Below are 21,370 nucleotides of genomic sequence, written 5' to 3'. Positions count from 1 at the left end.
ACGGTAATTGAGCATACGATCTACAAGATCATACGCTCAACAGCGCGTTTCGCGCGACGGGGAGGAGAATCATGAAGGCATCGGTCGGGGGCTACGCCCGGGCTAAGGACGTGCGCCATGCGATCGACCTGCTGGGCGGGTCGGACGGCATGGGCCGCGTGCTGGCGGGCGGGCAAAGCCTGTTGGCGGCGATGAACATGGGCCTCAGCGCCGGCGACATGCTGGTGGACATCACCGGCATCGCGTCATTGCGCGGCACACGGCTCGAGGGCGACCGGCTGGTGATCGGCGCATTGACCCGACACTCCGAAATTGCCGCCGACCCGCTGATCGCCGAGCACGCGCCGCTGCTGGCGCGCGCGGTTCCCTTCATCGCCCACGACGCGATCCGCAACCGCGGCACGATCGGCGGCTCGATCGCCCACGCCGACCCCGCGGCCGAATTTCCCGCCTGCGCGCTGGCGCTGGGCGCGACGATCCTGCTGGAAGGCCCGGACGGCACGCGCGAAGTGGCCGCCGAGGAGTTCTTCGTCGAGGTGTTCGAGACCGCCATCGCCGAGGGCGAGATCCTGACCGCCATCGCCGTGCCGCTGAAGGCGCGGGGCGAGGTGCAGGCCATCCGCGAGGCGGCCCGCCGCGCGGGCGACTACGCGCTGGTCGGGCTGGCCGCGGTCCGGCGCGACGGCGCCCACCGCGTCGCGGCCTTCGGCGCGGGCCCCCGCCCGATGCTGTGCACAGGCGCGATGCAGGCGCTGGACGCGGGCGACGTGGACGGCGCGGCCACGGCGATCGCCGGCGATCTGGACCCGCCGTCGGACACGCAGGCCAGTGCCGCCTATCGCAAACACCTGGCGGGCGTGCTGCTGCGCCGTCTCGTCGCCGACATGGGAGAGGGTGCATGACCGACGCCTTTCGCGACCGCATCGACCTGACGGTCACCGTCAACGGCGAAGAGGTCGAGGCCACGGTGCCCGCCGGTCGGCACCTGATCGACTTCCTGCGCCTCGACCTCGGGCTGACCGGCTCGCATGCCGGGTGCGAACACGGGGTCTGCGGCGCCTGTACCGTGGTGGTGGACGGGCAGGCCGTGCGCGGCTGCCTGACGCTGGCCGCGCAGCTGGAGGGCGCCGAGGTCTGGACCGTCGAGGGCCTGACCGACACTGCCGCCATCGCCGACCTGCAGGAGGCCTTCGTGGCGCGCAACGCGCTGCAATGCGGCTATTGCACGCCGGGCATGCTGGTCTCGGCCAAGGCGCTGCTCGAACGCGGCGGCGTGCCCAGCCGCGAGGAGATCCGCGAGCACATCTCGGGCAATTACTGCCGCTGCACCGGGTACGAGGCCATCGTCGACGCGATCGAGACGACCGCGAAGGCCCGCGCCGAAAGGACGACCGCATGACGATCCGTTTCGAGGACCCGAACCGCCCGAACAGCTATATCGGCCGCACGGTGCCGCGCCCCAACGCGGCGCGGCTGGCCGCCGGCCAGGGGCGGTACGTCGACGACATCACGCTGCCGCGCATGGTGCACGTGGCGTTCGTCCGCTCGCCGCACGCGCATGCGCGGATCACCGGCATCGACGCGGCCGAGGCGATGGCGGCCAAGGGCGTGATCCGCGTCTTCACCGGACCGGAACTGGCCAAGGTCTGCACCCCGTGGGAGGGGAAGCTCGATCACCTGACAGGCATGAAGGCGCCGCCGCAACACGCGCTGGCGGTGGACCGCGTGCGCTGGGTGGGCGAGCCCGTCGTGGCCGTGGTCGCCCGCACCCGCGCGCTGGCCGAGGAGGCCGCCGACCTGGTGATGGTCGAGTACGAGGAACTGCCCGCCGTCACCGACATGATGAGCGCGCTGGACCCGGACACGCCGGTGATCCACGAGGGCTATGACGACAACCTGTGCTTCCGCAAGACCAACGAGGCGGGCGCGGTCGACGAGACCTTCGCCAATGCGCACAAGGTGGTCGAGGGCTGGTTCAAGACCGGCCGCCACACCGGCGTGACGCTCGAACCGCGGGTGATCCTGGCCGACTGGAAGGCCGGCGAGGGCGAGCTCACGGCGCATGTCTCGAACCAGGCGCCGCACATGCTCCAGGTGCTGCTGGCCAAGCACATGGACCTGCCCGAAAGCCGCGTGCGCGTGGTCTGCGGCGACGTGGGCGGGTCGTTCGGCGTCAAGGTGCACGTCTATGCCGACGAGGTGGCGACGGCCGCGATCTCGAAGGTGCTGGGCCGCCCGGTGAAGTTCACCGCCGACCGGCTGGAATCCTTCGTCTCCGACATCCACGCCCGCGACCACGAGGCGACGGGCCGGATCGCGATGGACGCGGACGGAAAGATCCTGGGCTTCGACGTGGACGACTGGACGGGGATCGGCCCGTACTCGATCTACCCGCGCACATCGGCCGTCGAGGGCCTGCAGGTGACGAACCTGATCGGCGGGCCCTACGCCTTCGACCATTACCGCGTGCGGTCCTCGACCGTGTTCCAGAACAAGGGCATCTGCGCGCAGTATCGCGCGGTGGGCCACCCGGTCGCCGTGGCGATCACCGAGGGTCTGGTGGACAAGGCCGCCCATGCCATGGGCATCGACCCGATCGAGTTCCGCCGCCGCAACGTGATCCGCGACGACGCCTACCCGGTCTCGACCGCCGCGGGGCTGAAGCTGGAGGGCCTCAGCCACGAGCGCAGCCTCGACGCGCTGGTCGAGGCGATGGACTACGACGCGCTGCGGGCCGAGCAGGCCGAGTTGCGCGAGAAGGGCATCCACCGCGGCATCGGCATCGCCAGCTTCATCGAGCTGACCAACCCTTCGCCCTTCATGTACGGCATCGGGGGCGCGCGGATCTCGGCGCAGGACGGCTGCACGGTGCGGATGGACCCCGACGGCTCGGTCGTGGCGCTGACCGGCGTGACCGAGCAGGGCCAGGGCACCGAGGCGATCATGGCGCAGATCGTCGCCGAAGGCGTAGGCATCCGCCCCGACATGGTGCGCGTCGTCACCGGCGACACCCGCGTCACGCCCTTCGGCGGCGGGACCTGGGCGTCGCGCGGCGCGGGCATCGGCGGCGAGGCGGCGCTGCGCGCGGGCCGGGCGCTGCGCGACCAGGTGCTGGAGGTCGCGGCGGCGATGCTGCAGGCCAAGGCCGAAACGCTCGACATCCGCGACGGCGTGGTGGTCGACGCCGGGACCGGCGAGGAGCGCCTGCCGCTTTCCGAGGTCGGACGCATCGTCTATTTCCGCGGCGACACGCTGCCGCCGGAGCTGCCGCGCGAGCTGATGCAGACGCGGCACTACATCACGTCGAACTACCCCTACGCCTTCACCAACGGCGTGCAGGCGTCCTACGTCGAGGTCGACGTCGAGACCGGCTTCGTCAAGCTGCTCAAGCACTGGTGCGTCGAGGATTGCGGGCGGATCATCAACCCGCAGCTGGTCGACGAGCAGATCCGCGGCGGCATCGTGCAGGGGATCGGCGGCGCGCTGTTCGAGGAGGTCTGCTACGACGCCGACGGGCAGCTGCTGAACGGCTCGATGGCCGATTACCTGGTGCCGATGTCGGCCGAGATGCCCGACATGATCATCCGCCACGTCGAGACGCCCACCGAGGAGGGGCAGCTTGGCGCGAAGGGCGCCGGAGAGGCCGGCACCGCCGGGGCGCCCGCGGCGATCATGAACGCCATCAACGACGCCATCCGCCCGCTGGGCGGCGAGGTGACCGCGATGCCGTTCACCCCCGAGCGCATCCTGCGCGCGCTGGGGGCCTTCGAGGACTGAGACCGCAGAAACGCGACGGGCGCCGCGACGATCCCGCGCCCGATGTCAGGGAGGACAGAATGAAGCACACGACCTTCGCCCTTGCGGCCGCAGCGACCATTGTCGCCTCCGCCGCAGCCGCGCAGCAGACGATCACCGTCAACATCGGCTCGTCGCACCCGGAACAGAACATCTGGGTCTACGCGATGAAGAACACCTTCCAGCCCGAGGTGAACCGCATCCTCGAAGAGGCCGGCGGCGAATACGAGGTGAACTGGAACGAGGCCTATGCCGGCACGCTCTACAAGTTCACCGACACCCGCGAGGCGGTGCAGGACGGCATCGTCGACATCGGCATGGTCGGCACGGTCTGGGAAGGCTCGACCATGCCGCTGCAGAACGTGACCTACTTCACGCCCTTCGCCACGCCCGACCACCGGATGCTGATCGAGATCTTCGACGACCTGAACGTGAACCAGGAAGACCTGGCGCAAAGCTGGGCGGACAACAACATGGTGCCGCTGTCGTCGCTGATCACCGACGTCTACGACGTCTACGCGACCTTCCCGGTCGAGACGATGGAAGACCTGCAGAACCGCCGGATCAACGCGCCGGGGACCTCGGCCAACTGGCTGCAGGGCACGGGCGCGACACCGGTCGACGGCGCGCTGACCACCTACTACACCAACATCCAGACCGGCGTGACCGAGGGCACCCTGTCCTTCGCGTCCGGCATCCTGCCCACCCGCGTCTACGAGGTCGCACCGGAACTGACCCGAGTCGGCATCGGCTCGATGTATTTCGGCTCGATCGCGGCGAACAAGGACTTCTACGACGGGCTGCCCGAGCCGGTGCAGGAGGCCATGCAGCAGGCGGCCGCGGCCACGTCCGAGGCGCATGGCGACTACGTCGCCGACCTGGCCGCCCGCGCGATGGAAGAGATGCAGGCCGAGGGCCTGACCGTCCGCGATCTGCCGGAAGAGGAAAAGATGAAGTGGGTCGAGAACCTGCCCGACATCGTGCAGCCCTGGCTGGACCAGACGGGCGAGGCCGGCAACCGCGTGCTCAGCGCCTATTTCGACGCCCTGCGCGAGCGCGGCGCCGAGCCGCTGCGCGCCTGGGACGAAGGCCGCTGAGCCACAAAGGGACCGACCGCGCCGCGCGCGCGGCGCTGAAGCCAACGCTTGCCCGGGCCGTCGCGGCCCGGGCATGATCGCCCCGGAAGGCAGGCCATGACCGACACCGACATCCAGGAAAACCAGCGCGCCGAGAGCGAGAACATCCCGCCCTTCGCCGAGGCGCCGGTGGGCGCGGTGCTGGGCACGATCACGGCGATCCTGTCGTCGATCGGCACCGTCTGGATCGGCGTGCTGATGCTGCTGATCGTCGCCGACGTGCTGGGGCGCAACCTGTTCAATGCACCGATCACCGGCGTGGCCGAGATCGCCGGCCACTCGGTGGTGGCGATCGTCTTCCTGCAGACCGCTGCGGCGATCATGCAGGGCCGGCTGACGCGTGCCGACTTCCTGTTCCGGCGCATCGCGCGGGTCCGGCGCGGCGTGGCGGGCGTCATCGAAAGCGTCTTCTGCCTGGTCGGCGCCACGGTGTTCGCGCTGATCGCGCTGAGCTCGTGGGGCAAGACCACGAATGCCTGGGCCACCGGAGAGTTCTTCGGCGTGCAGGGCGTCTTCACCATCCCGACCTTCCCGTTCCGCGCGATCATCGTCGGCGGCGCGGTGCTGGCCGCGCTCGCCGCGCTCTACCGCGCGATCAACCGCACGCCCCTGCCCGAAAGCGACGCCACATGACCTCACTCGCGCTGGGTTTCCTGCTGATCGGGCTGCTGGTGCTGCTCGTCATCCTGGGGATGCAGATCGCCTACGCGCTGTTCGGCGTGGGCTTTCTCGGCATCTGGCTGATCCGCGACAGCCTGGACCTGTCGCTGCGGATGCTGGAACTGACGGCTTACAGCGGCATCTCGGACTACCTGTTCGCGACGATCCCGCTGTTCGTGCTGATGGGGCTGCTGGTCAGCGTGTCCAACGTGGGCCGCGACACGTTCGAGGTGGCCGAGGCGCTGCTGCGGCGCGTGCTGTGCGGCCTGGGCGTGGCCACGGTGGCGGCCAACACGATCTTCGCGGCGGTGACAGGCGTGTCCATCGCCTCGGCCGCGGTGTTCACGCGCATCGCGGTCCCCGAGATGGAGCGCCACGGCTACCGCGCGTCCTTCGCGTCGGGCACGGTGGCGGGCTCGTCGGTGCTGGGCATGCTGATCCCGCCGTCGCTGCTGCTGATCATCTACGGCGTGCTGGCCGAGGTCTCGATCGGCGGCATGTTCATCGCGGGCATCATACCCGGCCTGCTGCTGGCGGGCGGCTTCGTGGTGATGCTGATGGCGCTGACGCTGATCGCCCCCGGCTTCGTCTTCACCGATCCGCAGGCCGCGCGGGCAAGACGCCTCGAGGGCGGCACGGACATGGGCGCGCGCGAGATGGCGGCCAAGCTGCTGCCCATCGTGCTGCTGGTGATCCTGGTGCTGGGCGGGCTCTACAGCGGGTTCTTCACCCCGACCGAGGCCGGCGGCGTCGGCGCCTTCGGCGCGCTGATGCTGGCGCTGGCGCGGCGCAGCCTGGACCGGCGCAAGCTGTGGCAGGTGATGAAGCAGACGGGCGTGATCTCGGTCTCGATCCTGCTGCTGCTGGTGGCGGCGAGCTACTATTCGCGGATGCTGTCGATCGCCGGGCTGCCCAACGCCATCGCCGACCTGGTGACGGATTCGGGGTTCGGCCCGATCGGGTTCATCCTGTTCTACGCGGGTATCGTGCTGCTGATGGGGATGATCCTCGATTCCACGTCGATCCTGCTGATCATGGTGCCGATCGCCGCCCCCATCGCGTCCGGCATGGGCATCGACCTGAGCCATTTCGGCATCATCACCGTGATCGCGGTCGAGATCGGGCTGCTGACGCCGCCCTTCGGGATCTCGGTCTTCACGGTGCACAACACGCTGAACGATCCCAACACGTCGGTCGAGGCGATCTTCCTCGCGACGCTGCCGTTCATCGCGGTGATGCTGGGCGTGCTGCTGCTGGTCACGTGGGTGCCGTCCATCGCAACCGCCTTCCTGTGACGTGAAAGGCCCCGCACCGGGCTGCCGGTGCGGGGCCGAGCGTGCGAAAGCGGGCGGCGATCAGTTGACGGCGCCGACTTCCTGGATTTCTGCCTCGAGGTCGTCACCGTCGAACCAGCCCTCGAACCAGCCTTCTTCCTCGACCGTGATGACCGTGTCGTCGTTCAGGTCCACGGTGTCGTAGAGGCCGGTGGTGTACTCGTCCTCGGAGATCAGCGAGTCACCGTCCGAGTCCCACTCGGTGTAGTAGTCGCTGTCCCAGGCCGAGCCGAACTCGGTCCGGTCGATATAGCCCGACCCGTCGGTGTCGTAATCCGCGTAGGGCGTGGCGTAATCGGCACCGTACCAGCGCTCGGCGCCGGCGGTGTATTCCTCTTCGGTGATCTGCAGATCGTTGTCGGTGTCCCAGTCGGCGAATACGCCGGTGGAGAACTCACCTTCGCTCAGACCGGCCTGGTCGTCGCTGTCCCAGGCGTCGAACGTGCCCGTCGTGGTGAAGCCGGTGCGGAACTCCTCCTCGGACATCTCCATGTTGCCGTCGCTGTCCCACTCGGTGTTGGACCAGCTGTCCTGTGCGTGCACCGCGGCGGGCAGTGCCAGCGCCGACGCGAAAAGTGCGGTCTTAAGGGTGTGAAGTTTGGCGAATGCCATGATCCTCTCCTCTTCGTTGACCAGTTTGCTCAAGCGGCGAACGCCGCCGCTCTGACCCCGAAAACAGCAAGCGCCGGGGAATGTTCCGAGCGGTGCGGGGCGTGATCAGAAACTTGCCGCGAGGTCGACCGCGAAGCGCAGCGCCAGCGCCCCGGCCGAGGCCGCGGCCGCCTTGGCGGCCTGCCGGTTGAGGATCGAGGCGCGGTTGAAGGCGGTCACGATGCGGTTCAGATCGGCATAGTCCAGTTCCTCGTAACGCGAGACGCGGCGCAACCTGCGGTTGCCGGAAAGGTACCAGAACCACGCCGCCGCAGCCGCGGTGACGAGGCCGAGCGCGTCGAGGATCGTCGTCAGGATCGCCATGTGTCTTTCCTCTGGAGCCTGGGCCGGACGATGCCGCAGGCGGGGTCGCGGCCGTTTCCGGGGTCAATCCGGCGCGGCCTTGGCCGGTTCCCGGGGGCCCTTGCGACGGATCGAAGCGCGCCATGCCGCGTTAGTCTTCTGCACGGTTCAGGCAACGAGGCCCGAGATGCGCGACAGACCCGGCGAGGGACCGGGCCCCGGCGAGGGGACCGAGCCCCATCCGGAAGGTGACCACCCTGCCGCCCCGGCCGGCACGGACGACGCGCTGCACGAGGTCGGGCGCGGCCGGCAGGCGTGGCGGCCCTACGGCATCCAGCTTGCGGGCTGGCGCGACATTGCGCTGCGCGCCCTCCGCCGGATCGGACCCGACCTGTTCCCGCTGCTGGCCGCCGGCGTGGCCTTCTTCGGCATGCTGGCGCTGTTTCCGGCGATCGCGCTTCTGGCCTCGCTGGCGGGCGTGATCTTCGAGCCCGAGATCGTGGTCCGCCAGATCGACGGCCTCGCCGGCGTCGTTCCGCCCGAGGCGCTGGCCGTGGTGAGCGATCAGGCCGCCGCGCTGGCCGGGCAGGCGACGGGGCGCGCGACCACGACGGCGCTGATCAGCTTCGGCTTTTCGCTTTTCTGGGCGTCACGCGGCATCGACAACCTGGTCAGCGGCATCAACATGGCGCATGCCGAGGCCGAGACCCGCAACATCATCGTGCGCAACATCGTCTCGTTGTGGCTGACCGGGATGCTGGCGGTGCTGACGTTGTTCACGATCGCTGTCGCGCTGGTGATCCCGCCGCTGGCCGAGGCCCTGCGTCTAGCCGGCCGGTCCGACACCATCGTGACCGTCGTGCGCTGGCCGCTGCTGGCGCTGCTGTCGATGGTCGCGCTGGGCCTGATCTACCGTTATGCGCCGGCCCGCCGTCCGCCGCGGTGGAGCTGGGTCACGCCCGGGGCGCTGATGGGCACCGCGCTTTGGCTCGGCGGGTCGTGGCTGTTCTTCGCCTTCGTGCGCAACATCGCGGACTACCAGCCCATGTACGGCGCGCTGGCGGGCGTGGTGACGCTGTTGCTGTATATCTGGCTGACGGCCTTCGTGGTGATCCTGGGCGCGCTTCTGAACGCCGAGATGGAGCACCAGTCGGCCCGCGACACCACGCGGGGGCGAGTCCGGCCGATGGGGCAGCGCGACGCGCGGATGGCGGACACGCTGGGGCGGAAGCCGTGACCGTTCCGCGGGGCGTCAAGAATGGGGACTCTGCCCCCTCTTGCTCCTGCGGCGCAATTCACCCCCGGGATATTTGAGGACCAAAGAAGCGCTAGCGCAGGGTGCAGGCGGCGGTCCACCAGTCGGGGTGCTTCTCTGCGATGCGCCGGGCGGCGCGCGCGGCGGCGGCGCGGTCGGGATAGAGACCGAAGCATGTGGCGCCCGAGCCGGACATCCGCGCGAGGGTGGCGTCCGACAGCGCCTCGAGTACCCGCGCTATGGCCGGTTGCAGCGTCAGCGCGGGTGCCTGCAGGTCGTTGCGCTGGCGCGCGAGCCAGGCGAGGAACGCGACCGGACCGGCGCCCTGCGGCGGGTCGGTCATGGGCGCGGTGTCGGTTGCGGCGAGTGCGGCGAAGACGGGGCCGGTCGGCACCTCGACGCCGGGATTGACCAGAACGGCGGCCAGCGGCGGTACCTCGAGCGGCTCGACGATCTCGCCGATGCCGCGCATGCGTGCCGCACCCGCGTGCAGGCAGACCGGCACGTCGGCGCCGAGGCTCAGCGGATCGCCGGCCGGCGCGCGGCCGGTCAGAGCGTGCAGCGCGCGCAGCGTGGCAGCGGCGTCGGACGACCCGCCGCCGATTCCGGCCGCGGCGGGCAGGTGCTTGTCGAGCGTGATGGCGACCGGCGTGCCGTGCATCTCGGCCGCGCGCCAGACGAGGTTGCGCGCATCGGCGGGCACGCCCCGCGCGCGGGGGCCGGTGACGGCAAGGCTGGTCGCCGCGGCGGGCTCCAGCGAGATCCGGTCGCCGATATCGGCGAAGACTACCAGCGAATCGAGCAGGTGGTAGCCGTCCGGTCGCTTGCCGGTGACGTGCAGCGCCAGGTTGACCTTGGCCGGCGCGAAGGCCTCAGTTGGCATCCCCGCCCGTCGCGTCCTCGGCGCCGGCATCGCCGGCCATGCGCAGCGGCGGCGCGCCCTCCTCGACCAGCACCTGGTCGAGCCCGACCTCGAGCTTGCGGCGGATGCGCTCGGCGTCGACCTCTTCGGCGGCGTCCTCCCAGTCGACGAAGGACAGCGCGCGTTTCCACTGGAACTCGGCCTCGAGCTCGCGCCCGACGGCCCAGTAGACGTCGCCGAGATGGTCGTTGACCACGGGGTCGACCGGCATCAGCTCGGCCGCGCGCTCCATGTGACCGACGGCCTCGTCGTAGCGGCCGAGGCGGTAGAGCACCCAGCCCAGGCTGTCGACGATGTAGCCGCTGTCGGGCCGCGCGGCGACGGCGCGTTCGATCATGTCCAACGCCTCGTCGAGCTTCTGCTGCTTCTCGACCAGTGAGTAGCCGAGGTAGTTCAGCACCTGCGGCTGCTCGGGGTTCAGTTCGAGCGCGCGGCGGAAGTCGGCCTCGGCCTGCTCCCACATGTCCTGACGCTCGTGCGCAATGCCGCGGGCGTAGAACAGGAACCACTGGCGTTCGCCGACCTCGTCGGTGCGGTCGAGCGCGGCGGTGTAGGCCTCGGTCGCGTCGGCGTAACGCTCCTGCTCGCGGTAGAAATCGGCCAGCGTCGAGTGCACCACGGCCATATCGTCGTGGCTTTCGCGCAGCCGGTCGAGCACGGCGATCGCGGCGTCGGTGTCGCCCTTGCGGCGCAGCGCCTCGGCGCGGCCGATCTCGGCGGCGTGGTAGACGGCGTTGTCGCTGGGCACGCCCGAATAGGTCTCGATGGCCAGGTCGTACTGGCCGAGGCTTTCCAGCAGTTCGGCGGCCAGCAGCATGGCGTCGACGTGGTCGGCGCGCAGGTAGGTCGCGATGCGGGCGTAGATCAGCGTGAGGTCGGCGTTCTGCTCGCCCGCCAGCGCGCCGGCGAGGGTGTAGAACACCTCGGCCATGCCGTCGCGGGCCGAGCGGACATGCGTGAAGGGGATCTTCTCCTTGGCGGCGACGGTCTCGCGCATGGCGACCAGCGCGGGGTCGAGATCGCCCGAGAAGGTCTCGTCGATCAGGGTCAGCGCCTGGTCGAAGCGGTCGAGCTGCGACAGGATCTCGACCCGCGCCATGATCCCGCGGCGGGTGTTGGCCATGCCGCCCGCGCCGCCGGCGCCGAAGATCGCCTCGGCGCTGTCGAAGTCGCCAACCGAGGCCAGCGCCAGCGCCTTGTGGTAGCCCGCGAAGGCCGACAGGCCCTGCTGCGCCGAGACCTCGTCGAAGGCCACCAGCGCGGCGGACATGTCGCCCTGCCCCAGCTGCGCCCAGGCCGCGATCAGGCCGTCGGCCAGCGGGCCAAGGCCGCGATCCTCGTCGATGGCCATCAGCACGGCGCTGTAATTCTCGGACTGGGCGTCGCGCGCGACCTGCGCCATCTGCGCGAGCTGGCTGTTTCCGCCCTGTTCGCTGAGCTGGTCGGCCAGCGCCGAGGCTTCCTCGAACCGGCCGAGCGAGACGTTGGCCAGCACGGCGCGTTCCAGCAGCGACGCGTTCGACGGGTCGTTCTCGACCGCGCGGCCGTAATATTCCGCGGCGGCCGCGAAATCGCCGGTGAAGCTGGCCTGCCGCGCGGCGAGGTAATCCCCCGCCAGCCCGGCCGCCGAGGCGCCCGCCGGACCGAACGCACCCAGCGCCAGCAGGGCGGCCCCTATCGTCTGTCTGATGCTTGGCACGCGTGTCCTCCTGCGCTTGGTGTCGCGGGCCCGATCGTAGGCGCACGGCCGCGGCTTGACAATCGCGCCAAGCCGCACGCGCCGGTCACATGTTCGGGTAGTTCGGCCCGTCGCCGCCCTGCGGCACCGTCCAGACGATGTTCTGGCGCGGATCCTTGATGTCGCAGGTCTTGCAATGGACGCAGTTCTGGAAGTTGATGACGAAGCGCGGGTCCTTGCCCTCTTCGGTGACGAACTCGTAGACGCCGGCGGGGCAGTAGCGCGCAGAGGGGCCGGCGTATTCCGGCAGGTTCACCGTCACGGGAATGTCGGCATCCTTGAGCTTCAGGTGCGCCGGCTGGCTTTCCTCGTGGTTGGTGAAGGAATAGCTGACGTTGGTCAGGCGGTCGAAGGACAGCGTGCCGTCGGGCTTGGGGTAGTCAATCTTCTTGTGGTCCTTGGCCTTGCCGGTCGATTCAGCATCCGACTTGCCGTGCTTCATCGTGCCGAAGAACGAGGTGCCGAACAGGCTGTTGGTCCACATGTCGAGGCCGCCCAGCGCCAGCGAGGCGGTGAGGCCGTACTTGGACCACAGCGGCTTCACGTTGCGCACCTTCTTGAGGTCCTGGCCGATGGCGCCGCCACGCACCTCGGTCTCGTAGTCGCTCAGCTCGTCGCCCTCGCGGCCCGCGCTCAGCGCGGCATGCGCGGCCTCGGCCGCGGCCTTGCCCGACAGCATCGCGTTGTGGTTGCCCTTGATGCGCGGCACGTTGACCATGCCCACGCCGCAGCCGAGGATCGCGACCCCTGGCGCAACCATCTTCGGCATCGACTGGTAGCCGCCTTCCGAAATCGCGCGCGCGCCGTAGGCGATGCGCTTGCCGCCCTTCAGCAGCTCGGCCACCATCGGGTGGTGCTTGAAGCGCTGGAATTCCATGTACGGGTAGAGGTGCGGGTTCTCGTAGTTCAGGTGCACCACGAAGCCCACGTAGACCTGGTTGTTGTCGAGGTGGTAGATGAACGACCCGCCGCCGGCGTTGCCGCCCAGCGGCCAGCCCATCGTGTGGGTGACGCTGCCGGGCTTGTGCTTGTCCGGGTCGATCTCCCACAATTCCTTCATGCCGAGGCCGAATTTCTGCGGCTCGTAACCCTTCGAAAGGTCGTACTTGGCCATGACCTCTTTCGTGAGGCTGCCGCGCACGCCTTCGCCCAGCATGACGTACTTGCCGTGCAGCTCCATCCCGGGCTCGTAGCCCGGGCCCTCGGTGCCGTCGGGGTTGCGGCCGAACTCGCCCGCCACGACGCCCTTCACGCGGTCGCCGTCATAGACCAGTTCGGAACACGACATGCCGGCGAAGACCTCGACGCCCAGCGCCTCGGCCTGCTCGGCCATCCAGCGGCAGACGTTGCCCATCGAAACCACGTAGTTGCCGTGGTTGTTCATCAGCTTCGGCATCGGCCAGTTGGGGATGCGGACCTTGCCGCCCTCGCCCAGCATGTAGAAGCTGTCGTCGGTGACCGGCACGTTGAGCGGCGCGCCCTTTTCCTTCCAGTCGGGGATCAGCGCATCCAGCCCGCAGGGATCCAGCACCGCGCCCGAGAAGATATGCGCGCCGATCTCGGAGCCCTTCTCCAGCAGGACGACGGACAGGTCGGGGTCCAGCTGCTTGAGCCGGATCGCCGCCGACAGGCCCGCCGGGCCGCCGCCGACGATCACCACGTCGTATTCCATCGATTCACGTGTCGGTGCGCTCATCCGCAGCCTCCCGGCGTTTGTGACCATCGTTTCACGCTTAGGTAGCGCGGTCGCGTCCGGGGGGCAATCGCGACACGGCGTTACGCCCCGGCCACGGACGTGCCGCGCGCAGGCCTGCCCGGCACGGCGGCAGCGTGCCACGGCCGCGCATGTGCCCTTGCAACCCTGCGAACCTTGTGAACAGTCTCGGACAACAATCCGCGCCGGTTTCCGGCCGCGGGTTTCGTGCGTTTGACGAGGACGGGAGCGGACTCCGATGGAAAAGATGCCGATGACGCGTGCCGGTTTCGCCGCGCTCGAAGCCGAACTGAAGCAGCTGAAATCCGTGGAGCGGCCCGCCGTGATCCAGGCCATCGCCGAGGCGCGCGAGCTGGGCGACCTCAAGGAGAACGCCGAGTACCATTCCGCGCGCGAAAAGCAGGGATTCATCGAGGGCCGCATCAAGGAGCTCGAGGGCGTGCTGAGCCTTGCGGACGTGATCGACCCCACGAAGCTGTCCGGCCCGGTCAAGTTCGGCGCCACCGTCACGGTCGTGGACGAGGACACCGACGAAGAGAAGACCTGGCAGATCGTGGGCGAATACGAGGCCGCGATCGACAAGGGCCGGCTGAACGTCAAGTCGCCGATCGCCCGCGCGCTGATCGGCAAGGACGAGGGTGACAGCGTCGAGGTGCGCACGCCCGGCGGCGACAAGAGCTACGAGATCCTGACGATCGAATACAAGTAGGCGCGTCATGTCCGACCAGCCCCTGAACGGCGACCGGTCCCGCGACCGTGCGCCCGGCCTCTACGATCCCGCGCCGGCGCAGGGCGCCACCGGGGTCGAGATCGCCGGCGCGATCGGCTCGGTCCTGTGGGTGGCGCTGTCGGGCTGGGTGGTGCTGGCCGCCGGGACCGGCGCGACCGGGCTGATCGGGCTGGTGCAGGGGATGATGCTCGTCGTCCTGCCGGTGGCGCTGATCTGGGTGGCGGTGCTGGCGGCACGCGGCGCGCGCGCGGTCCGTGCCGAAAGCGCGCGCCTGAGCGCCGCGGTGGACGCGCTGCGCCAAGCCTACGTGGCACAGCAGCAATCCGGCCGGTCCGAGGCGCTGAACCCCGCGCTTGCCAAGCGGCTGGACGAGATCGCCCGCGCGCAGGCGGCGATGGACGCCCGGCTGACGCTGTTCGCCTCGGCCCATATCGCCGAGGCCGGACCCGCGCTTGCGCCGGTGGTCGATGTGGCCCCCGAGGCCGACGACCAGCCCGCGCTGTCGCTGGGCACCCCGCCCGAGGCGATGCAGCCCAAGCTGTCGAATGCCGACTTCATCCGCGCGCTGCATTTCCCCGAAACCGCCGAGGACGCCGAAGGCTTCGCCGCCCTGCGCCGCGCGCTGCGCGACCGGCAGGCGGCGCACCTGATCCAGGCGGCGCAGGACGTGCTGACGCTGCTGAGCCAGGACGGCATCTACATGGACGACCTGCGCCCCGACGTCGCCCGCCCCGAAACCTGGCGCGCCTTCGGCCACGGCGCGCGGGGCCGCGAGGTGGCGACCCTGGGCGGCGTGCACGACCGCGCTGCGCTGGCGCTGACGGCGGGGCGGATGAAGCAGGACCCGATCTTCCGCGACGCGGTACACCACTTCCTGCGCCGCTTCGACAAGACCTTCGCCGCGTTCGAACCGCAGGCCACCGATCCCGAGATCAACGACTTTGCCGCGACGCGCACGGCGCGGGCCTTCATGCTGCTGGGCCGGGTCGCGGGGACCTTCGACTAGGCCTACAAGGGGCCGTCGAGGGGCAGCTCGACCGCTTCCAGCGCATCCATCAGCGCCAATACGTCCCGCTGGCCGGTCGCGAGCGCGCTACGCAGGCTTTCGGTGCGGACGACCGGCCAGAGCGCGATTGCCGGCATGCGATCCTCACCCATCGTGGCCACGACTGGCACCGGCCCCGCCTGCGCCGCGGCCTCTTGCAGGCGCGCCACGAGGTCGGGCGGCACGGACGCGTCGGCTGGGAAGGTCACCAGTTGCTCGAACCCCTGCGCAGCGGCCCAGTCGAGCCCGGAGAGGATTCCCGCCAGCAGGCCGGGGCGTTCGGGGTAGAGATCGCGCAGCACCGGAAGGTCGCTTTCGACCGGCGCGTTCGCGTGCAGCGCGAGGATGCTCAGCTGCGGTGCGAACGCGGCGCAGATCGTGTCGCAGCCGTCGGTCGCGTCGAGCACCAGACCCGCGGGCGGGATCATCGGCGGATGCCGGCGCGTCGGGCGATCACGGACATTTGCACTTTCCCCCGCGCTGGCCTACGGATCGCGCACCGGGTGGAAATTCGGGACAAATCCGGGCGCTAGATCGGGTCTACAGATGGCATCACAGGAAGTGAAGACCGGCTACGCCCGGGGCGTGCGCGACGGGCTGCCGTTCCTGGCGGTCGTCATCCCGTTCGCCATGCTGTTCGGCGTGCTGGCGACCGAGGCGGGGCTGAGCGTCTTCGAGACGCTTTCCTTCTCGGTCGTGGTGATTGCCGGTGCCGCGCAGTTCACAGCGCTGCAGCTGATGACCGACAACGCGCCGGTAATCGTGGTGCTGGCCTCGGCGCTGGCGGTGAACCTGCGGATGGCGATGTACTCGGCCTCGATCACGCCGCACCTGGGCCGCCTGCCGCTGTGGAAGCGCATCTTGGTCGCGTATTTCCTGGTCGACCAGACCTATGCCGCGTCGGTGATCGACTACGAGAAGCGCCCGAACCAGAGCCTGACCGAGAAGTGGGGCTATTTCCTGGGCGTGCTGACGCCGGTCTGCCTGCCCTGGTACGGCGCCACGCTTGCGGGCGCCTGGGCGGGCGAATCGATCCCGACGAACATGGGGCTGGATTTCGTGCTGCCGATCGCGTTCCTCGCCATGATCGGCCCGGCGCTGCGCACCAACGCCCACCGCATCGCGGCGCTGGTGGCGATCGTCGCGGCGCTGTCGCTGGCCGGGCTGCCGTGGAACCTGGGCCTGATCGCGTCGGCGCTTCTGGGCATGATGGCGGGCGCCGAGGCCGAACGCCGTGGGCATTTCGAATGAGCGGAACGGGACTGGACAGCGGGATCGACACCGCGACGCTGTGGATCGTGATCCTGGCGCTGGGCGCGGGATCGTTCGGAATGCGCTTCGTCTTCCTGGGGCTGATCGGCGACCGGCCGCTGCCCGACTGGCTGCTGCGGCACCTGCGCTACACCGCCGTGTCGGTGCTGCCCGCGCTCGTCGCGCCGCTGGTGCTGTGGCCGCGCGCCACTGGGGGCGAGCCGGACCCGGTGCGCCTGTCTGCGGCCTTCGTCACGCTGGGCGTGGCCTACGTGACGAAGAACGTGCTGGCGGCGATGGTGACCGGCGGCGCGGTGCTGGTGGCCGGAGCCTACTGGTTCGGCTGACGCGCTTCCAGCTCGGCGAGCGCCTGCGCCTTGTCGTCGGAATCGTTTTCCCGCAGCACGCGTTCCTGCACGCCCGGCAGGCGCGCGAAGCGGTTGGCCAGCGTGTTCGGGAACAACGTGCTGCCCACGCTTTCGAAGCCGGGCAGCCGCCGCAGGATGTTCGCGGTGGCGCTGGTGCATTGCGTGGCGCCCACGGGGCCGTTCGCCTCGGCCAGGCGGATGGCGCGCTCGGCCACCTGCGGGCTTACGAACACCGTCTGGATGCGCACGCGGTAGGTGTTGCGGGCGTGCGCGCTTTCGTAATTGTCGCGCACCTGCGGGGTGATGCCGTAGAGCACGTCGTCGATTTCCGGCGCGGCCTTCATGTCGACGGACCCCGAGGGATCGAAGATCACCCGTTGCGAGCCGTTGATCAACAGGCTGGTATGCGCGCCGCTGCCGGTGTTGTTGTCCACCATCGTGTAGAGCGTCAGCTCGGGCGGGCCGTCATGGCGATAGGCGGCGCGAGCCACCTCCTCGACCGAGTGGTTGGGACCGCTGTCGATGTTGGCGCAGGCGCCGAGACCGACGAGCAGCCACGCCGCCGCCACGAGGCGCAGCGCCGTCCGGATGCGGATCACGCGCGCGGCCTCAGGCGCCGAACAGCGCCAGGAGGATCAGCACGACGACGATGACGATGCCGGTGCGCACGACGTAGCGCATGAACCCGTCGAAGGTCTTCTGATGCTGGGTGATGTCCATCGAACCGTGCTTGTGGTCGGCCATGTCGGTGATCCCGTTCGTTGCGTGTCGACGCGTGCTAGCGCATTTGTCACGCGCTGTCACCGCCGACGATAGCGGAGAATTGTCGCGGCCTCAGACCGCCTCGAACAGCCACGCGCCGTCGTCGCGCTCGGTCCGGCGGGCGCGGCCTTCGTGCCACAGATGCAGGCAGTGCGCGGCGGATTCGACCATGGCGAGGCCGTATTCCCCCTCGCCGATGCGCCGCTTGAACAGCGGGGCGAAGCAGTCGTCGGCGGTGCGCGGCTCGATCAGATGTGCGTGCAGGCGCGAAAGCGCGCCGTGGTGGTTGTCGATCAGCTGACCCATGCGCGCCGGCAGCCCGGTGAAGGGCAGCTTGTGCCCGCCCAGCACCAGCTGGTCGTCGCGCGCCAGCGTCGCCAGCCGCTCGCAGGCTTCCAGCCAGTCGGCGACCGGATCGGCCTCGGGCTCGGTCGCGTAGACGCCGATGTTCGAGCTGATCGAGGGCAGCATCTGGTCGCCGGCGAGGACGAGGTTGCAGTCGCGGCTCCACAGCGTGGCGTGTTCCGGGGCGTGGCCGTTGCCGATATGCACGTCCCATGTGCGGCCACCGGCGCGGATCGTGTCGCCCTGCCGGATGCGGGTGAAGCCCAGCGGCATCGGCCAGACGCAATCGGCGAAGTTGAAGGGGCGTTCGTCCAGCCGCTGCGCGAGGATGTCCGCGTCCATGCCGCAACGCTTCCAGAAGGCCACCGTCTCGGGCGCGGGGCGGTCCTGCGCGTCGAGCGTCAGCATCCGCGCGAAGAGCCACGCGGTGCGTGTGGTGACCAGCTCGGCCCCGTGCTCGGCCTGGAACCAGCCGGCGAGGCCCACGTGGTCGGGATGGTGGTGCGTGACAATCACGCGGCCCACGGGTTTGCCCGCCAGCGGGCCCGACAGGATGGCCTCCCAGATTGCGCGGCTGCGGCGGGTGGAAAAGCCCGTGTCGACCAAGGTCCAGCTGTCGCCGTCGTCCAGCGCGTAGACGTTGACGTGGTCCAGCTTCATCGGCAGCGGCAGGCGCAGCCACAGCACGCCCTCCGCGACCTCGACCGCCGCGCCCTCGGCGGGCGGGCTGTCCCAAGGGTAGCGGATGGGCGCGGTGGCGGCGTCCATCACGCGGCGAGGTCTTCGGGCGACAGCGCCATGACGGTGTCGGACTTCGCGCGCGCCTGGGCGCAGAGGCCCGTGTGCTCGGGCAGCAGCCGCGTGATGTAGAACGCGGCCAGCCGCGCCTCGGCGCCCGCGGGACGCGCCATCGCGGCCTTGAGGTGGAAGTAGCCGCCGAGCACGCGGGCGAAGGCGCGCAGGAAGGGCACGGCGCCGGCCTGCCGGTCGGCGGGGTCGCGGGCGACCAGCGCCTCGGTCGTCTCGCGCAGGGTCTCGGCCGCCTGCCAGACGGGTTCGGCCAGCATGGGATGGTCGTGGCGCACGGATTCGGCGCATTCCTCGATCTCGTCCAGCAGGGCGAAGGCGGCCTCGCCCCCGTCGGCCAGCTTGCGGCCCACGAGGTCCATCGCCTGGATGCCGTTGGTGCCCTCGTAGATCGCGGTGACGCGCACGTCGCGCAGGAACTGCGCGGCGCCCGTCTCCTCGATGTAGCCCATGCCGCCGTGGACCTGGATGCCCAGCTGGCTGACCGCGATGCCGGTGTCGGTGCCGAAGGCCTTGGCGATGGGTGTCAGAAGCGCCGCCCGCGCGGCCCATTCGGCGTCGCCGGTGGCGGTCTGCATGTCGATCGCCACGGCGCAGGCCAGCGCGATCGAGCGGGCGGTGAACGTCTCGGCCCGCATCTCGGCCAGCATCCGGCGCACGTCGGCGTGGCCGTCGATCGTACCGGTGGGCGACTTGCCCTGCTTGCGCTCGGCCGCCCAGGCGATGGCGGCCTGCGTGGCGGCCTCGGCCACGCCGACACCCTGCGCGCCGACGCCCAGCCGCGCGTTGTTCATCATGGTGAACATCGCCTTGATGCCGCCCTGCTCGGCGCCCACCAGCCAGCCGGTCGCACCCTCGTAGGACATCACGCAAGTGGGGCAGCCATGGGTGCCCATCTTCTTTTCCAGGCTGACGACGCGCAGGCTGTTGCGCTCGCCGGGGTTTCCGGCGTCGTCGGGGAGAAACTTCGGCACCAGGAACAGGCTGATGCCCTTGGTGCCGGCGGGCGCGCCGGGGATGCGCGCCAAGACGAGGTGGCAGACGTTGTCCGCCATGTCGTGGTCGCCCCAGGTGATGTAGATCTTCTGCCCGGTGATGGCGTAGGTGCCGTCACCGTTGTCCTCGGCCTTCGTCGTCAGCGCGCCGACGTCCGAGCCCGCCTGCGGCTCGGTCAGGTTCATCGTGCCCGACCATTCGCCCGAGATGAGCTTGGGCAGGTACAGGTCCTTGATCGCGTCGCTGGCGTGGTTCTCGAGCGCCTCGATCTGGCCCTGGGTCATCAGCGTGCCGGTCTGCAGCGCCATGTTGGCGGCGGACATCATCTCGTTCACCGCCGTCGTCAGGGTGATCGGCAGGCCCATGCCGCCATGCTCGGGATCGGCCGACGAACTGACCCAGCCGCCCTCGGCGATGGCACGGTAGGCCTCCGCGAAGCCCGGGGGCGTACGCACGACGCCGTTCTCGAGCACCGCGGGGTTCTGGTCGCCGAGGCGGTTGGTGGGGGCGAGCACGTCCTCGCACAACCGCCCGGCCTCGGCCATGACGGCCTGCACGGTCTCGGCGCCCGCCTCGGCGAAGCGCTCGGTCGCGGCGACGGCGTCGTAGCCGACCACCTGGTCGAGGATCAGCTGAAAGGACTCGAGCGGGGCGCGGTAGGGCATGGTGGCTCCATCGTCTTGGCAAGACTTGACCGGATTGATAGCAAAGCGTGGCAGCGCAATGCTATGGCGACGTCGCCCGCCTGCAAACAAAACGCGGCGTCACGAGAACCGGAGCGCATCCTTGGCCGGACCCTGCACCCAGATCCTGAGCGCCGACGAGGCAGGACTTGCCACGGCGGGCCGGATGCTGCGCGACGGCCAGCTGGTCGCCTTCCCGACCGAGACGGTCTATGGCCTCGGCGCGGATGCCGGCAACGACCGGGCTGTGGCGTCGATCTTCGACGCCAAGGGACGGCCGCGCTTCAACCCGCTGATCGTGCACCTGCCCGACATCGACGCGGTCCGCGCGCTGGTGCAGTGGACAGACCTCGCCCAGGCGGTGGCCGAGGCGTTCTGGCCCGGCCCGCTGACGCTGGTCCTGCCGATGCGCCCCGAGGCGCGGATCTCCAAGCTGGCGACGGCCGGACTGGACACGCTGGCGGTGCGCATTCCCGCGGCCCCGGTGGCGCGCGACCTGCTGCGCGCGGCCGGATGCCCGGTCGCGGCGCCCTCGGCCAACCCGTCCGGCAAGATGAGCCCGACATCGGCCGAGCACGTCGTGCGGGGGCTGGGCCGAAAGGTGGCGGCGGTGCTGGACGGCGGCCGCTGCGCCGTGGGCGTTGAATCGACGATCCTCGGCCTCGCCGGCCGGCCGACGCTGCTGCGCCCCGGCGGGATCACCGAGGATGCGCTTGCTCAGGTGCTGGGCCGCCGCCCAGCCGCGCGCAAGGGCGAGTCGATCTCGGCCCCCGGGCAGCTGCGCTCGCACTACGCGCCCGGCGCGCGGGTGCGCCTGAACGCCGCCGACTGGAACGCGGGCGAGGCGCGGCTGGGCTTCGGCGAGGTCGAGAGCG

The 21,370-nt window shown here is 69.9% G+C and carries 22 protein-coding genes; 12 read left to right on the top strand and 10 right to left on the bottom strand.

Translation table 11 applies throughout. From position 1 onward, the window contains the following. The first annotated feature begins 71 nt into the window (after positions 1-71). From ACFDTC_RS07760 to ACFDTC_RS07735, 6 genes are all read left to right on the top strand, one after another. Positions 72-902 carry an FAD binding domain-containing protein gene (locus ACFDTC_RS07760; RefSeq protein WP_375258310.1) on the top strand — a complete coding sequence of 277 codons (831 nt, stop codon included), beginning with the start codon at positions 72-74 and terminating at the stop codon, positions 900-902. Next, on the top strand, positions 899-1,399 hold the full coding sequence (locus tag ACFDTC_RS07755; protein ID WP_375258309.1) for a (2Fe-2S)-binding protein: 501 nt from the start codon (positions 899-901) through the stop codon (positions 1,397-1,399). Before ACFDTC_RS07760 ends, ACFDTC_RS07755 begins: the two co-directional genes overlap by 4 nt. After that, on the top strand, positions 1,396-3,777 hold the full coding sequence (locus ACFDTC_RS07750; protein ID WP_375258308.1) for a xanthine dehydrogenase family protein molybdopterin-binding subunit: 2,382 nt from the start codon (positions 1,396-1,398) through the stop codon (positions 3,775-3,777). The genes ACFDTC_RS07755 and ACFDTC_RS07750 overlap by 4 nt, the downstream gene beginning before the upstream one ends. Positions 3,778-3,836: 59 nt before the next feature. Next, a complete protein-coding gene (locus ACFDTC_RS07745; RefSeq protein ID WP_375258307.1) occupies positions 3,837-4,892 on the top strand; it encodes a C4-dicarboxylate TRAP transporter substrate-binding protein in 1,056 nt (351 codons plus the stop codon). A 96-nt stretch (positions 4,893-4,988) separates the two neighbouring features. After that, positions 4,989-5,564, top strand: coding sequence for a TRAP transporter small permease subunit (locus tag ACFDTC_RS07740; protein WP_375258306.1), 576 nt, complete (start codon positions 4,989-4,991; stop codon positions 5,562-5,564). Further along, on the top strand, positions 5,561-6,886 hold the full coding sequence (locus ACFDTC_RS07735) for a TRAP transporter large permease (protein ID WP_375258305.1): 1,326 nt from the start codon (positions 5,561-5,563) through the stop codon (positions 6,884-6,886). Before ACFDTC_RS07740 ends, ACFDTC_RS07735 begins: the two co-directional genes overlap by 4 nt. 60 nt (positions 6,887-6,946) lie before the next feature. On the opposite strand, the gene ACFDTC_RS07730 is transcribed toward ACFDTC_RS07735, so the two are convergent. Together ACFDTC_RS07730 and ACFDTC_RS07725 are read right to left on the bottom strand one after the other, a co-directional pair. Then, on the bottom strand, positions 6,947-7,537 hold the full coding sequence (locus tag ACFDTC_RS07730) for a hypothetical protein (protein ID WP_375258304.1): 591 nt from the start codon (positions 7,535-7,537) through the stop codon (positions 6,947-6,949). A 105-nt stretch (positions 7,538-7,642) separates the two neighbouring features. Then, positions 7,643-7,900 (bottom strand): hypothetical protein, encoded by a 258-nt coding sequence (locus ACFDTC_RS07725; RefSeq protein ID WP_375258303.1) that lies wholly within the window; start codon positions 7,898-7,900, stop codon positions 7,643-7,645. 166 nt (positions 7,901-8,066) lie between these two features. Here ACFDTC_RS07725 and ACFDTC_RS07720 point away from each other — a divergent pair, with 166 nt between their 5' ends. Further along, entirely contained in the window at positions 8,067-9,116 is a 1,050-nt protein-coding gene (locus tag ACFDTC_RS07720; protein WP_375258302.1) for a YihY/virulence factor BrkB family protein, read from the top strand. A 91-nt stretch (positions 9,117-9,207) separates the two neighbouring features. Here ACFDTC_RS07720 and ACFDTC_RS07715 read toward each other — a convergent pair whose 3' ends face one another. From ACFDTC_RS07715 to ACFDTC_RS07705, 3 genes are all read right to left on the bottom strand, one after another. Further along, positions 9,208-10,017, bottom strand: coding sequence for a 4-(cytidine 5'-diphospho)-2-C-methyl-D-erythritol kinase (locus ACFDTC_RS07715; RefSeq protein WP_375258301.1), 810 nt, complete (start codon positions 10,015-10,017; stop codon positions 9,208-9,210). Then, complete coding sequence (locus tag ACFDTC_RS07710; RefSeq protein ID WP_375258300.1) at positions 10,007-11,755, bottom strand: tetratricopeptide repeat protein; 1,749 nt, start codon at positions 11,753-11,755, stop codon at positions 10,007-10,009. The genes ACFDTC_RS07715 and ACFDTC_RS07710 overlap by 11 nt, the downstream gene beginning before the upstream one ends. A gap of 85 nt (positions 11,756-11,840) precedes the next feature. Then, positions 11,841-13,490 carry an electron transfer flavoprotein-ubiquinone oxidoreductase gene (locus ACFDTC_RS07705; RefSeq protein WP_375258299.1) on the bottom strand — a complete coding sequence of 550 codons (1,650 nt, stop codon included), beginning with the start codon at positions 13,488-13,490 and terminating at the stop codon, positions 11,841-11,843. A 256-nt stretch (positions 13,491-13,746) separates the two neighbouring features. On the opposite strand from ACFDTC_RS07705, the gene greA reads away from it, so the two are divergent. Further along, positions 13,747-14,217, top strand: coding sequence for a transcription elongation factor GreA (gene greA / locus ACFDTC_RS07700; RefSeq protein ID WP_375258298.1), 471 nt, complete (start codon positions 13,747-13,749; stop codon positions 14,215-14,217). Positions 14,218-14,224: 7 nt separating this feature from the next. Next, a complete protein-coding gene (locus ACFDTC_RS07695) occupies positions 14,225-15,244 on the top strand; it encodes a hypothetical protein (RefSeq protein WP_375258297.1) in 1,020 nt (339 codons plus the stop codon). A 2-nt stretch (positions 15,245-15,246) separates the two neighbouring features. Here ACFDTC_RS07695 and ACFDTC_RS07690 read toward each other — a convergent pair whose 3' ends face one another. Continuing rightward, complete coding sequence (locus ACFDTC_RS07690; protein ID WP_375258296.1) at positions 15,247-15,711, bottom strand: NTP transferase domain-containing protein; 465 nt, start codon at positions 15,709-15,711, stop codon at positions 15,247-15,249. Between the two features lie 118 nt (positions 15,712-15,829). Between ACFDTC_RS07690 and ACFDTC_RS07685 the strand changes: the two genes are divergently transcribed. Both ACFDTC_RS07685 and ACFDTC_RS07680 read left to right on the top strand, forming a co-directional pair. After that, positions 15,830-16,534 (top strand): AzlC family ABC transporter permease, encoded by a 705-nt coding sequence (locus ACFDTC_RS07685; protein WP_375258295.1) that lies wholly within the window; start codon positions 15,830-15,832, stop codon positions 16,532-16,534. After that, positions 16,531-16,881 (top strand): AzlD domain-containing protein, encoded by a 351-nt coding sequence (locus tag ACFDTC_RS07680; protein ID WP_375258294.1) that lies wholly within the window; start codon positions 16,531-16,533, stop codon positions 16,879-16,881. The genes ACFDTC_RS07685 and ACFDTC_RS07680 overlap by 4 nt, the downstream gene beginning before the upstream one ends. On the opposite strand, the gene ACFDTC_RS07675 is transcribed toward ACFDTC_RS07680, so the two are convergent. The 4 genes from ACFDTC_RS07675 to ACFDTC_RS07660 all read right to left on the bottom strand — a co-directional run bounded on the left by ACFDTC_RS07675 (position 16,866) and on the right by ACFDTC_RS07660 (position 20,477). Beyond that, on the bottom strand, positions 16,866-17,501 hold the full coding sequence (locus ACFDTC_RS07675; RefSeq protein WP_375258293.1) for a hypothetical protein: 636 nt from the start codon (positions 17,499-17,501) through the stop codon (positions 16,866-16,868). The genes ACFDTC_RS07680 and ACFDTC_RS07675 overlap by 16 nt on opposite strands. Positions 17,502-17,511: 10 nt before the next feature. Next, on the bottom strand, positions 17,512-17,646 hold the full coding sequence (locus tag ACFDTC_RS07670; protein WP_375258292.1) for an aa3-type cytochrome c oxidase subunit IV: 135 nt from the start codon (positions 17,644-17,646) through the stop codon (positions 17,512-17,514). A 90-nt stretch (positions 17,647-17,736) separates the two neighbouring features. Continuing rightward, positions 17,737-18,777, bottom strand: a complete 1,041-nt coding sequence (locus ACFDTC_RS07665; protein ID WP_375258291.1) for an MBL fold metallo-hydrolase — start codon at positions 18,775-18,777, stop codon at positions 17,737-17,739. Beyond that, complete coding sequence (locus ACFDTC_RS07660) at positions 18,777-20,477, bottom strand: acyl-CoA dehydrogenase (RefSeq protein ID WP_375258290.1); 1,701 nt, start codon at positions 20,475-20,477, stop codon at positions 18,777-18,779. Before ACFDTC_RS07660 ends, ACFDTC_RS07665 begins: the two co-directional genes overlap by 1 nt. Positions 20,478-20,598: 121 nt before the next feature. On the opposite strand from ACFDTC_RS07660, the gene ACFDTC_RS07655 reads away from it, so the two are divergent. Next, positions 20,599-21,370, top strand: a 772-nt coding sequence (locus tag ACFDTC_RS07655) for an L-threonylcarbamoyladenylate synthase (RefSeq protein ID WP_375258289.1), incomplete at its 3' end; no start/stop codon positions are given.

The organism is Citreimonas sp. (assembly GCF_042096055.1).
GTDB lineage: Bacteria > Pseudomonadota > Alphaproteobacteria > Rhodobacterales > Rhodobacteraceae > Citreimonas.
This window is presented reverse-complemented; position numbering and strand designations above follow the sequence as displayed.